The organism is Paenibacillus polymyxa (assembly GCF_015710975.1).
Classification (GTDB): Bacteria; Bacillota; Bacilli; order Paenibacillales; family Paenibacillaceae; genus Paenibacillus; species Paenibacillus polymyxa.
The window spans coordinates 4770019-4782785 of record NZ_CP049783.1; the positions used below are offsets into that span (position 1 = coordinate 4770019).

Sequence of the window (12767 nt, forward strand, 5' to 3'; positions counted from 1 at the left end):
AAAGGGGGGAACAGCATGCAGATTCAAATGAAAGGAATTCACAAAGCATTTGGAACCAATCAGGTACTAAGTGGTGTTGACTTTGATCTCCGTGAAGGAGAAGTACATGCCCTCATGGGTGAAAATGGTGCAGGCAAATCAACGCTGATGAATATTTTAATCGGACTGCATCGACGCGATGAGGGAACGGTCATCATTGACGGTCAGGAAACCTATTTTGCCAACCCCAAGGAAGCGGAGCAAAAAGGAATTGCTTTTATTCACCAGGAACTGAATGTATGGCCAGAGATGACGGTACTGGAAAATCTATTTATCGGCAAGGAAATGACTTCCAAGTGGGGATTACTAGATAGCTCTAAAATGAAAGCGCTAGCAAATGAGCAATTTAGCAAGCTTTCAGTAAACCTTCCTTTGAACGGTGAAGCAGGCGAGTGTTCAGTGGGTCAACAACAAATGATTGAAATAGCCAAAGCACTCATGACGGATGCCAAAGTGATCGTAATGGATGAGCCGACAGCAGCCTTAACCGAACGGGAAATACAAAAGCTGTTTGAGGTTATTACTTCATTGAAAAAAGATGGTGTTTCAATTGTGTATATTTCTCACCGGATGGAGGAGATATTCGCGATCTGTGATCGGATTACCATTATGCGTGACGGGAAAACTGTAGATACTCAAGCGATCCCCGATACGAATTTTGACGAGGTTGTACGGAAAATGGTTGGCAGAGAGCTGACTGAACGCTACCCGGTAAGAACGCCTGCTTTGGGAGAAGTGGTGCTAGAGGTCAAAAACGCATCACATAAAGGTCTATTTGAAAATGTGAATTTTACAGTGCGCTCTGGGGAAATTGTAGGTTTTTCGGGCTTGATGGGCTCGGGACGGACCGAGATCATGCGGTCGTTATTTGGACTGGATACTTTGGATCGTGGTGAGATACACGTACGTGGGAAAAAGGTGTCTATTCGCAAGCCGGATGATGCAGTGAAACTAGGGATTGGCTTCATTACAGAAGATCGAAAAGATGAGGGCTTAGTGCTGGATTTCTCCATTCGGGAAAACATGGTGCTGACGAATCTGTTCAGTTTTACATCAAAAGGATTTATATCAGGCAAAAAAGAGATGGATTTTGTTAATACATTAATTAAGCGCTTACAAATCAAAACCCAATCAGCCGAAGCGACGGTTGGCAGTTTGTCAGGTGGCAATCAGCAAAAGGTGGTTATTGCCAAATGGGTAGGTATCGGTCCCAATGTGCTCATTCTTGACGAACCGACGAGAGGCGTGGATGTAGGAGCCAAACGGGAAATCTACCAGTTGATGAACGAACTGACCGAACGTGGAGTCGCAATTATCATGGTATCCTCAGAGCTTCCCGAGGTACTTGGCATGAGTGATCGTATTGTCGTGGTGCACGAGGGAAAGATCAGCGGAGAGCTAAGCAGGGAAGAAGCCACACAAGAAAATATTATGACGCTAGCTACAGGAGGACAGTAATATGACAACTATGAATGAAGCAAAAGGTAGCAAAGGCATCCAAATATCACAAATCACACAGAAGCTTGGCCCATTGTTGGGGCTCATTATTTTGGTGATCATTGTATCGGCCTTAAATCCCAGCTTTTTGGAACCGCTTAATATTTTGAATTTGTTGCGCCAGGTATCTATTAATGCGTTGATTGCGTTTGGTATGACCTTCGTTATTCTTACAGGCGGAATCGATTTGTCCGTTGGCTCTATATTAGCACTATCCAGTGCGTTTGTCGCAAATATGATGTTGGCCGGCTTCGATCCGATTTTGGCGATTATCATTGGCTGTGCATTGGGTGGCGTGATGGGAATGGTCAACGGCTTGATGATTACGAAAGGTAAAATGGCTCCGTTTATCGCCACACTCGCAACCATGACTATTTTTAGAGGATTAACATTAGTTTATACCAACGGTAACCCTATTACGGGGCTCGGAGATAGTCTGGTATTTCAATTATTCGGTCGTGGTTATCAGTTTGGTATTCCGGTCCCGGCGATTACGATGCTCATTACCTTTGCTGCTCTTTGGATCATTCTGCATAAAACACCTTTCGGACGCAAAACGTATGCCATCGGCGGCAACGAGAAAGCTTCGATTGTTTCAGGTATTAAAGTACCACGTGTAAAAATCTGGATTTACTCTTTGGCGGGAATGCTTTCCGCATTGGCGGGTGCTATCTTGACCTCACGCTTGAATTCAGCGCAGCCGACAGCAGGTGCTTCTTATGAACTGGATGCCATTGCGGCTGTCGTACTAGGTGGAACAAGCCTTTCGGGAGGACGCGGACGGATTGTAGGTACATTAATTGGTGTGCTAATCATCGGGACACTAAACAACGGCTTGAATTTGCTGGGGGTTAACTCTTTTTACCAAATGGTCGTAAAAGGGATCGTCATTGCTATTGCTGTATTGATTGATCGTAAAAAATCCGCATAATACATCTAATCTTGCATAGAAGGAGACACACAAATATGAAAAAGCTTACATTAATCATGACGGCCTTGCTGCTCCTGCTCATGACAGGGTGTTCCCTGGAACCGCCTGAATGGGCGAAGCCTAAAGCGGCCGCAGACCTGAAGGACATAAAAATCGGCTTGTCGATCTCAACATTGAATAATCCATTCTTCGTTTCCCTCAAAGACGGAGTTGTTGCAGAGGCCAAAAAACAAGGATTGCAGGTTATTGTGGTCGATGCACAAAATGATTCTGCGAAGCAAAGTAATGATGTGGATGATCTGATCCAACAGGGAGTAAATGCGTTACTCATTAATCCAACAGATTCGTCGGCTATCTCCACTGTGGTGCAGTCAGCGAATGCTTTGAACATTCCTGTAATTACGCTGGACCGTTCCGCTGACAAAGGTGATGTGAAAGCGCTAGTCGCTTCAGACAACGTCGAGGGAGGACGGATGGCTGCCAGATACGTGATTGATCAAGTCGGAAAAGGCGCCAAGGTTATTGAGTTGGAAGGCGTTCCAGGCGCATCGGCTACCCGTGAACGTGGGAAAGGCTTCCATGAAGTGGCAGATAAGGACCTGAAGGTCATCGCCAAGCAGTCGGCTGATTTTGATCGGACCAAAGGTTTGAATGTGATGGAAAATCTACTGCAAGGCAACCCGGATGTTCAGGCGGTATTTGCCCACAATGATGAAATGGCGTTGGGAGCGATTGAAGCCATTCAAAGCTCTGGTAAGAATATTCCAGTCATCGGCTTTGATGGTAATGAGGATGCGCTTAAATCAATTAAGGAAGGGAAGCTGACAGCTACTGTGGCTCAGCAGCCTGAGTTGATTGGACAATTGGCAGTGCAAGCAGCCAAGGATGTACTTCAAGGTAAAACCGTGAAAACATCGATTCCCGCCAAACTGGAGTTAGTGGATCAATCCAAATAGGAATGGGCATGTGAACCAACCTATGAAGCTTTCGAACTGATGCAAAGAATACGCATCAGTTCTTTTTTTTGGATATTTTCCCAAGACGATATATACACATAAATGGAAGTTTTTAATTTTTGTATTGTAAGAAGAGACGGTAAAAGATAGAATAACACTTGTATGATAATGAGAATCACTATCATTTCATGAAGGCATATATCTAAGGAGGACGTATATTGTGCAACAAAAGAACAGATTAAAAAGAGGAATTATGCTTGGTTTTGCCGTTTTTTTGATGGTTGTATTGGCTGCATGCGGAAATGCAGCAAGTAGTAACCAGACCAATGACAAGAGTGGAACGGATGCCCTTAACGGGCAATCCAAATCAGTTGCCACGCGCGAATATGTTGATGCCACTGGCAAAAAGATCAGTATCCCTGCAAATCCACAGCGGGTTGTCACGACACAATATTTGGATGCGATGCTGGCTTTAGGTGTTAAACCAGTAGGGGCTGCTTCTCATGTGTTAGAAGGCGACTATTTGAAAGGAAAGATTGACGGGATTGCTGATATTGGGAACCCAACGAATGTGGAAAAGGTACTAGAGCTACAACCTGATCTGATTATAGCAACAGAAGATACCTCGCCAGAAGTGAAGGAGCAGCTGGAGAAGATTGCTCCAACCGTAGCCGTTTCTTTTGGAGATGGAGATGTATTTAAGCAACTGCGGGATGTCGCAGCCGTACTGGGTAAGGACAAGGAAGCCGATCAGTGGATTGCTAGTTTTGACAAAAAGGCTGAAGAAGGTCGAAAAAAGATGGCTGGAAAATTCAAGAAAGATGAAACGATTACCATTTATATGACCTACGGTAAGGACGTGCTGAGAGTGTATGGGGCGCGAAATGTAGGACATGTCATCTACCGTTCACTGGAATTGAATCCTCCAGAGTACATACGTCAGAAGCTCGCAAAGGATCCGAAGTATAACTTTGTATACGATAGCATTTCGATGGAAAAACTGCCTGAACTGTCAGGAGATCGTATTATTATGCTGGTTTACGATGAAGCGACTAAGGACGGAATGTTGAAGGAAATTGAACAAAGTGCGCTGTGGAGAAATCTCCCGGCTGTCAAAAACCACAAAGTGTATTTCATCAAGGCCGATCCTTGGTTTACCTACTCACCACTGGCTATCGATCAATCACTGGATGAGGCCGTTAACATGTTTTCCGTCGAACCTAAATAATCAGCTCATTTAAATAGGAAGGGAGAAGTCTTATGCTAAGACGATTTTTTGAATATTACCGTCCCTACCGGACTTTGTTTATCATTGATTTTACTTGCGCCATACTAGCTGCACTGCTGGAGTTAGCTTTTCCGCTTGCAGTCAATCGGGTAGTTGATGATTTGCTACCCAGTGGAAATTGGAAATGGATTTTATTTGCCTGTTTATCTTTGCTTGGGATTTATGTCGTAAGCGCCGGATTGAACTATGTCGTTACCTATTGGGGACACAAGCTGGGGATAAACATTGAGTCAGATATGCGTAAAAAGCTGTTTGATCGAGTACAAAAGCAATCCTTTCGCTTTTTTGACAATAACAAAACAGGCCATCTAGTCTCCCGTATGACCAACGATCTGATGGATATCGGAGAGATTGCCCACCACGGACCTGAAGATTTGTTCATCGCACTGATGACCCTGGGCGGGGCTTTCGGTATCATGCTCAGCATTAACTGGAAACTAGCAGTTCTGACGTTTATTATCGTTCCACTAATGATTTACCTGTCCTTGTACTTTAGTCGTAAAATGAATGCCGCCTTCCATCGTATGTTTTCTGATATTGCGGACTACAACGCCCGGATTGAAAATAACGTTAGTGGTATCCGTGTTGTTCAAGCATTCTCCAACGAAGCACATGAAATGGAGCGTTTTGCTGAAAATAATGGACGGTTTCGTAAAACAAAGCTGATCGCATATCGCATTATGGCATGGAATTCTTCAATTAGCTTTATTCTGATGAAGCTGGTCTCGTTGTTTGTGCTTGTATGTGGAACATGGTTTGTTATTAAGGGGCAGATGTCCTATGGGGAATTTATCGCATTTGTAATGCTGTCCAATGTATTCCTCGCACCCATCAAACAAATTAACTCTGTCATTGAAACGTATCCCAAAGGAATTGCCGGCTTCCGACGTTACTTGGATTTGCTGGAAAGTGAATCTGACGTAGAGGATCTTCCAGGTGCGAAGACCGTTAAGCATCTCAACGGAGATATTCAATTTGAAGGTGTAACGTTTGGCTATGAAAACAAAGACAAGGTACTGCGCAAAGTGGACCTTGCTATTCATGCGGGAGAAACTGTAGCTCTTGTGGGTCCTTCAGGAGCAGGCAAAACGACACTTTGCAGCTTGCTGCCACGCTTCTATGATGTCGAGGAAGGCAGCATTAAGATTGATGGTATGGATATCCGTGAACTGAAGCTGGATTCGCTGCGGTCCATGATTGGAATCGTACAGCAGGATGTATTCCTTTTTGATGGAACGATTCGTGAAAATATCGCTTACGGCAAACTTGATGCTTCAGAAGATGAGATCTGGGATGCTGCCCGTCGAGCCCAGATTGAAGAACTTGTTCGATCCTATCCAGAAGGGCTGGATACGATGATCGGTGAGCGAGGCGTAAAGCTGTCAGGTGGTCAAAAGCAACGTTTATCCATTGCCCGGATGTTTCTGAAAAATCCTCCAATTCTCATTTTGGATGAAGCAACATCAGCATTGGATACAGAGACAGAAGCTGCAATTCAGCAAGCTCTGACAGAGCTATCTCAAGGTCGCACGACACTCGTGATTGCCCATCGTCTGGCAACGATCAAAAATGCTGACCGAATTATTGTAGTTGCAGATCAAGGGATCGCCGAGCAAGGAAAACATGAAGAATTAATGGCTGTAAAAGGTGCATATAGCCGCCTACACCAAGCTCAGTATGGAACGTAAGAGTCAATTGCGACTTCGTAAATCGAGAGAGGAATGAATGAGTTTGACAAAGAAAATGTGGATTGTGACGATGCTTTTGTCAGTCATTGTCATTCTTAGCGCCTGTGGTGGAAAGGTAAATCTGCCAGACGAAAAGCAAAATCAAGCTTCTGGTGAATCAAAGTTAGCTGCAACGAAAACAGTTAAGACGATTCATGGAGACATTCAGATTCCGGTTCACCCTCAGCGGATTGTAGTAGATATGTACCAGAATGATTTATTAGCCCTGGGTATTAAACCTGTGGGAAGTGTCAAATATTATCTGGATAATCCGTTTTCGAAGGATCTTGTACAAGGCATTGCAAGCATTGGAGACCGTGGTAATGTATCCATCGAAAAAGTATTGGCTCTACAGCCGGATATGATTCTGATTGGTTCCAAAGATGCTTCTGAATATGAAAAATATAGTAAAATTGCTCCGACCATAGTCATCCCTTATGGAACATACAAGAATGTGCATGAGGAACTGACAGCGTTTGGTCAGCTGCTGGGAAAAGAACAGGAAGCCAAAACGTGGCTAGCCCAATATAATCAGCGGATGCAGGCTGCACGTGACAAGTTGAAGGGAATTGTTCAACCCGGAGATACCTTCACGGTAATGGAAGCCTCGGAAAAGGAGTACTATGTATACGGTGATAATTTTGGCAGAGGAGGACAGGCGGTTTACAGAGGATTGAATTTGACACCTCCACCGCTTGTCCAAAAAGAACTATTAGGCGAGACACAATGGAAGTCAATTTCCAAGGAAGTTATTAATCAATATGCTGGCTCTTACATTTTTCTGACGGTTAACAAGGATTTGAGCGGTTATGAAGGAGACAGCATATGGAAATCACTAAGTGCAGTCCGGAATGGGAAGGTTTTTGAGCTTCAGGAGGATCGATACTGGTACTTTGATCCTATCGCTATTGTGGGGCAAGCTGAAGAATTGGCAAATATGATCGTCCAGCGGAATAAAGAAAACGCCTCACAGAAGTAATGGTTTCGGTAATGTTGGCAGCCCTTTGGTATTTATGCCAGAGGGCTTTATTTTTTCACAAAATAGCAGGGCATTAGAGAATCGTCGAAATTTTGCTATTGAAGCCGTTGCCACATTAATTTACAATAGTAAAGATTGCATGATAATAATTCTCATTATCAAACATCATCTCCACTACAGGTTTTCGTGATAGCCTACATACTATTCAACAGTAAGGGTGAACCATAGTTATGAAATTATCAGAATCTTCGGATAGTCCTGCTCAAAGTAATCACAATCAGCCGCCGACTCAATTTCACTCGCGGCCATGGGCGGCTTCGCTTATCCTGACAGCCGGATTAGCACTGTTAGCGTTCGGTATCGCTCTTTCTTTATCATTTGGTGCAGCCTCAATCAAATTGGAGGAGGTCTGGAACGCCGTCTTTCATTTTAATCCTGAGCTGCAAAACCATCAAATTATATGGGAAATCCGTCTACCTCGAATTCTGGGTGGTGTGTTAATCGGAGTTTGTTTTGCCGTAGCAGGGGCCATTATGCAGGGAATGACCCGCAATCCGCTTGCAGACTCTGGCTTGCTTGGGCTGAATTCGGGCGCCAGCTTGACGATGGCGATTTGCTTTGCTCTTTTTCCGGGTACTTCCTTTTTGCAGTTAATGCTGTATTCTTTTGTAGGTGCAGCCTTGGCGGTTGTGATGGTCTATGGTACAAGCGCTATTTCCAAATCAGGTATTACGCCAGTTCGTCTTGTATTGGCAGGTGCAGCTGTCACGGCGTTGCTGTCTGCCTTAGGAGATACGATCAGTTTATATTTTAATGTTGGACAGGATTTGGCCTTTTGGTATGCTGGAGGACTTAGTGGGACCAAGTGGGTTCAGCTAGGCATTGTTGTTCCATGGGTTGTGGCAGCTTTTATCGGTGCTCTCATGTTATCACGCTCCATTACGTTACTTAGCCTAGGAGACGAAATTGCATTGAGTCTTGGTCAGCGAACTGGGATGGTAAAGGTCGCCGGTATGATTCTCGTATTGATCTTGGCGGGTGCCGCGGTATCGTTGGTTGGTTCTATAGGGTTCGTAGGGTTGATTATTCCACATATCACGCGCAAACTGGTTGGGGTCGATTATCGCTGGATTATTCCTTGTTCGGCTATTATGGGAGCTTTACTTATCGTTTTTGCCGATCTGGCGGCCCGTATGATTAACGCACCTGAGGAAACACCAGTGGGCGTACTTATTGCCTTAATTGGTGTTCCATTCTTCCTTTATCTGGCACGTAAAGAAAGGAGGGCACTGTAAGATGAGTAACGTTACGAATGGCGCTATTGCCAAAGCAAGTCACCGTAAAAAAATCCATGATTGGGTCGTTGTTATCATTTTGCTTGTATTGCTCGTTGCTGCATTCACCATAAGCGCGAATACGGGAACGATCCGGCTTTCGCCAATGGAGCTTTTTAGTACCTTGTTTGGACAAGGGACTCCACAGCAGGAATTAATTCTCTTTGAATTCCGGTTGCCGCGAATGGTTATTTCCATTCTGATTGGCGCAGGTTTGGCTGTTTCCGGTTGCATTATGCAGGGGGTATCGCGTAACAGCCTAGCGGACCCTGGTATTCTGGGGATTAATGCAGGTGCCGGACTGATGGTTATGCTGTTTGTACTGCTTTTCCCATCGATGCAAACGATGAATTCATTATTTTTACTTCCCGCTCTTGCACTCATTGGATCGGGAGCGGCTGCTATTCTGATTTATGCTCTTTCTTACAAAAAAGGCGAAGGTATTTCTCCGACAAGGCTATTGCTGAGCGGAATTGGGGTAGCGGCGGGTATCAGTGCTGCCATGATCATTATGACTCTTAAGTTAACACCTGAAAGCTACACGTTTGTAGCTAATTGGTTAGCAGGAAGCATATGGGGTTCAAATTGGAAATTCGTAATGGCTCTGCTGCCTTGGCTAATTGTATTGCTTCCTTTCGCATACTATAAAGCAAATGTTATGAATGTGCTTAATTTGGGGGATCAGACGGCATCCGGGTTAGGTACACCTATCGAAAAGGAACGTATTCTTCTCCTCGCGGCTGCGGTCGGACTGGCTAGTTCAAGTGTGTCGGTTAGTGGTGGGATCGGTTTTGTCGGTTTGGTAGCTCCACATTTGGCAAGAAAGCTGGTGGGTCCGAAGCATAAAATGTTGCTTGTAACGTGTGCTTTAGTCGGAGCACTTCTGGTACTCGTAGCGGATACGATCACACGAGCCTTACCTTTACAGAAAGAAATTCCGACAGGATTAATTGTTGCCATCATAGGTGCGCCATACTTCTTATATCTGCTGAGTCGCTCAAAAGGATAAAAAATAAAAAATAACCTTCAACACCACTAGGCAAGTGGAACTGAAGGTTATTTTTTTATTTTTTGTAGCAGCCTTTCATCTCAACGGGAAGTATTCAAGGCATGAGAGGTTTGATGTAACTCTCTGATCATTTTATGCAACGTGTAATTTTCCTGCCGTGTCACACCGTGTTGATTTTCCTGAACCAGCAGCTGATGAATGTTTCGTTTTAAAATCTCACTTCGACGTTCCAGCATTTCGGTACTCATAAATAAATGAACACTCCCTTTGTCATGAATAAATCTACATTTTAGAAATAAGCATAGACTGAATATAAGGTTGCCTTTCGACTTCTTTAAGTATATCGTGCTGGATGATCAAGGGAAAACGGAACGAGACAGCAAAATACTTATCCTCATCATCCATACCGTGTCGACAGCTACTCACCCATGAGTTCTTAGATATACTTCCTTATGCTGGCGATAACAGGAGATTAGGGACAATTAGCTTCATATATATGGAATCACTTATCAATTTGCTGGAAGCTGTGGTGAGGAGCAACGAGAACAGCAAAGGTTATTCAATGCAATCATTGGTTTATTCCATATCAGCGATCTCAGGTGACCAAACTTTGCAGCCCTAATGTCGGAGTCGTTACAACTACCTAATGAAAAGAAAAGAATAAGAGGCTATAACATTTATCATTATTTGTATTGTGGATATACCGGCTGAACGGCTACCTGCTCAGGATCATGACCGAAGAACAACAGACTCGGCTTGACCTCCTGCACAATCTGCTGAATGCGGGCAATTGACTGGCGTGTCTGTTCACGGTCAAAACCGTCAAATGGCACGTCGTTTGCGTAATTCTCCTGCGTGTAGGCAACATCAATCGTCAGCATGATCGGACCCGATTCCTTTGTTGTGATCAGCGCGGACTGATGACCCGGCGAATGACCCGGAGTATAGAGCAGTTGCAAGCCCGGAACCAGCTCATGGTCCCCTTGGAGCAGTCGGTAATTCAAGTTCGTCTGCACGCATTCCGGCGGCGCATACTCCAGATTACCGATTGCAGCGTCTGCTTCGGTCTGCTGCACATAAATCGGTGTATTCGGAAAATGCGGATTGCCTCCGGCATGATCCATATGCATATGGGAGATAACGATGGCATGAATATCGTCTGGTTGATAGCCGATCCGATCCAGTACTGCCACGATACTATCATCGGCTGTCATACGGGGGATGAAGCGTCCTTCAAACGGTGTACTTTTAAAATAATCTGGGTTGTCGATAAACGAATCTGGCATACCGGTATCTATGAGGATCGGACCGTGATCTGTCTCCAGCAGATACGACCAGATTTGCAGACGCACCAGTTCACCGGGCTGTGCATGATGGTTGAGTGAGGAGCGATCAATATCAAGCTGACCGACCGGCAACCAGTGCAATTTGTTAATCATACAATCATCCTCCAGTATTAGTTTACATAATAATTATTATGTAGTATATAAACGAAATTATAGCTGGCAGAAAATGATGCTTGTACTTCATTGTAAGATGGGGCGATGGAGCCCCATGTTTTCGCTGTAATGCCGCTCTTTCAAAAATTAATTTTTAATAGTTTAAATGATAAGACATGTAGGCGTCCAGCAGAAATTTGTCATCAGGCAGACCAGTTCGGCCTGCTGTATAATCGGATGAATAAAAAAGGGTAACTACATAGACTGGACAAGAGAGACACGCTTTATTTATACTTAAAAAGAGCTCAAAAAAACTGCGTATAACATAAATTATACGCAGTTTAGGTTTAAAACGACTTTTAGATGCTCTCCTGCATAAGATGTCGATTGGATTGTCGATAAAAATCAGACGAAAATGATTGTTTTACAGCATTTTTCGGATTTTGAACTGAATGGAGGCAAGCACGATGAAAAAAGAACTGCGTCATATGAATCTGGATACTATAGACGAAATTGATGAAGTGTATAATGAGGAGCTGGAAGCATTTTTGATCTGGATGAAGGATGCCGGATATACGATACATACGCAAAAGAATTACACAGGGGATGTAAAACAGTTTTTACGTACATTGCGTGATAAACCACTCGACCAGGTGAAAAAGATTCATGTGATGTCATATTTATCTAAAGCGCGGGAGGGAGGCGCCGGAGATAGTACGCGGAACCGCAAGCATGCTGCGGTGAATAGTTTTTTTAGAGCGCTACAGGAATTTGAATTATGCAGCACCAATCCGGCAGCGGGAATCAAAAAAGCAAAGACTGAAAAGAATCGTATGCCCGTTTATCTGGACGAGAAGGACATTCAGCCATTTTTGCTTGCGGTGGAAGGGAAATATGCAAATCGTAATATGGCTATTTTTCTGCTCATGGTCTACATGGGATTGCGGGTGGGGGAGGTTCATTCTTTGAATGTCTCGGATTACAGCCGAGAAAGACGCACATTAGATGTGTTCGGTAAAGGGCGTAAATGGCGTACCCTGCCAGTACCAACGGCTGTATGTGATTTTATAGAGCAAGCGTTGGAGGAAAGATTGACGCCGTGGAGAGGTAAAGAAGACGCGATGTTCGTATCCCAAAAAGGCCGACGTCTGGCAGTGCGTTCTATTCAACAGATTGCTACAGAAACGTTTGAACGATTCCAGCAAGAAAAGGGTATAGAACGTCGAGAGGCTTATTCCAGTCATAAGCTGCGGCATACATTTGCGACGATGCTATTACGTAAGGGAGCAGATCTACGTACCGTACAGGAGCTACTAGGGCACTCATCCATCCAAACGACCACGGTATATACTCATGTTACAGATCGAGAAAAAGAAAAAGCGATGGATAAGCTGGATATTCAGATCCCAATAACGGGATTGTAAGTATGTTCCACGAGTGTATTGTATATTGAAATAAATTTAGGTTTACATAAATATTATTATGTAAACAAATTAAAAGAATTAAAACTTGAATTGCAAATTTTAACCATGATTTTACGTTCTTATTTAATAGCCAGTATCCTATGG

The 12767-nt window shown here is 44.0% G+C and carries 11 protein-coding genes; 9 read left to right on the forward strand and 2 right to left on the reverse strand.

The annotated features are described in order from the left end of the window. The first annotated feature begins 15 nt into the window (after window positions 1-15). From G7035_RS22035 to G7035_RS22070, 8 genes are all read left to right on the forward strand, one after another. Window positions 16-1497 (forward strand): sugar ABC transporter ATP-binding protein, encoded by a 1482-nt coding sequence (locus G7035_RS22035; protein ID WP_019687389.1) that lies wholly within the window; start codon window positions 16-18, stop codon window positions 1495-1497. Window position 1498: 1 nt separating this feature from the next. Next, complete coding sequence (gene rbsC, locus G7035_RS22040; RefSeq protein WP_017427749.1) at window positions 1499-2467, forward strand: ribose ABC transporter permease RbsC; 969 nt, start codon at window positions 1499-1501, stop codon at window positions 2465-2467. Window positions 2468-2502: 35 nt separating this feature from the next. Then, complete coding sequence (gene rbsB, locus G7035_RS22045) at window positions 2503-3423, forward strand: ribose ABC transporter substrate-binding protein RbsB (RefSeq protein WP_019687388.1); 921 nt, start codon at window positions 2503-2505, stop codon at window positions 3421-3423. A 220-nt stretch (window positions 3424-3643) separates the two neighbouring features. Then, window positions 3644-4651, forward strand: coding sequence for an ABC transporter substrate-binding protein (locus G7035_RS22050; RefSeq protein WP_019687387.1), 1008 nt, complete (start codon window positions 3644-3646; stop codon window positions 4649-4651). Between the two features lie 32 nt (window positions 4652-4683). Next, window positions 4684-6399 (forward strand): ABC transporter ATP-binding protein, encoded by a 1716-nt coding sequence (locus G7035_RS22055; protein ID WP_019687386.1) that lies wholly within the window; start codon window positions 4684-4686, stop codon window positions 6397-6399. 37 nt (window positions 6400-6436) lie between these two features. After that, window positions 6437-7417 (forward strand): ABC transporter substrate-binding protein, encoded by a 981-nt coding sequence (locus tag G7035_RS22060; protein WP_019687385.1) that lies wholly within the window; start codon window positions 6437-6439, stop codon window positions 7415-7417. A gap of 230 nt (window positions 7418-7647) precedes the next feature. Beyond that, window positions 7648-8712: a FecCD family ABC transporter permease gene (locus G7035_RS22065; RefSeq protein ID WP_019687384.1), complete on the forward strand. Its 1065-nt coding sequence runs from the start codon at window positions 7648-7650 to the stop codon at window positions 8710-8712. A 1-nt stretch (window position 8713) separates the two neighbouring features. Next, window positions 8714-9760 (forward strand): FecCD family ABC transporter permease, encoded by a 1047-nt coding sequence (locus G7035_RS22070; RefSeq protein WP_019687383.1) that lies wholly within the window; start codon window positions 8714-8716, stop codon window positions 9758-9760. 80 nt (window positions 9761-9840) lie between these two features. On the opposite strand, the gene G7035_RS22075 is transcribed toward G7035_RS22070, so the two are convergent. Both G7035_RS22075 and aiiA read right to left on the reverse strand, forming a co-directional pair. Further along, the gene (locus G7035_RS22075; protein WP_007432475.1) at window positions 9841-10008 is read right to left on the reverse strand and encodes a hypothetical protein; all 168 of its coding nucleotides are present in this window, start codon (window positions 10006-10008) and stop codon (window positions 9841-9843) included. A gap of 435 nt (window positions 10009-10443) precedes the next feature. Then, on the reverse strand, window positions 10444-11199 hold the full coding sequence (gene aiiA / locus G7035_RS22080) for a quorum-quenching N-acyl homoserine lactonase AiiA (RefSeq protein ID WP_019687382.1): 756 nt from the start codon (window positions 11197-11199) through the stop codon (window positions 10444-10446). Between the two features lie 467 nt (window positions 11200-11666). Here aiiA and G7035_RS22085 point away from each other — a divergent pair, with 467 nt between their 5' ends. Then, on the forward strand, window positions 11667-12623 hold the full coding sequence (locus G7035_RS22085) for a tyrosine-type recombinase/integrase (RefSeq protein WP_019687381.1): 957 nt from the start codon (window positions 11667-11669) through the stop codon (window positions 12621-12623). The last annotated feature ends 144 nt before the right edge of the window (window positions 12624-12767 follow it).

What these genes read in the sequence shown, in the direction of transcription:
- G7035_RS22035 (WP_019687389.1), top strand. Translation starts at nt 16, where the DNA reads ATGCAGATTCAAATGAAAGGAATTCACAAAGCATTTGGAACCAATCAG.
- rbsC (WP_017427749.1), top strand. Translation starts at nt 1,499, where the DNA reads ATGACAACTATGAATGAAGCAAAAGGTAGCAAAGGCATCCAAATATCA.
- rbsB (WP_019687388.1), top strand. Translation starts at nt 2,503, where the DNA reads ATGAAAAAGCTTACATTAATCATGACGGCCTTGCTGCTCCTGCTCATG.
- G7035_RS22055 (WP_019687386.1), top strand. Translation starts at nt 4,684, where the DNA reads ATGCTAAGACGATTTTTTGAATATTACCGTCCCTACCGGACTTTGTTT.
- G7035_RS22060 (WP_019687385.1), top strand. Translation starts at nt 6,437, where the DNA reads ATGAGTTTGACAAAGAAAATGTGGATTGTGACGATGCTTTTGTCAGTC.
- G7035_RS22065 (WP_019687384.1), top strand. Translation starts at nt 7,648, where the DNA reads ATGAAATTATCAGAATCTTCGGATAGTCCTGCTCAAAGTAATCACAAT.
- G7035_RS22070 (WP_019687383.1), top strand. Translation starts at nt 8,714, where the DNA reads ATGAGTAACGTTACGAATGGCGCTATTGCCAAAGCAAGTCACCGTAAA.
- G7035_RS22075 (WP_007432475.1), bottom strand. Translation starts at nt 10,008, where the DNA reads ATGAGTACCGAAATGCTGGAACGTCGAAGTGAGATTTTAAAACGAAAC.
- aiiA (WP_019687382.1), bottom strand. Translation starts at nt 11,199, where the DNA reads ATGATTAACAAATTGCACTGGTTGCCGGTCGGTCAGCTTGATATTGAT.
- G7035_RS22085 (WP_019687381.1), top strand. Translation starts at nt 11,667, where the DNA reads ATGAAAAAAGAACTGCGTCATATGAATCTGGATACTATAGACGAAATT.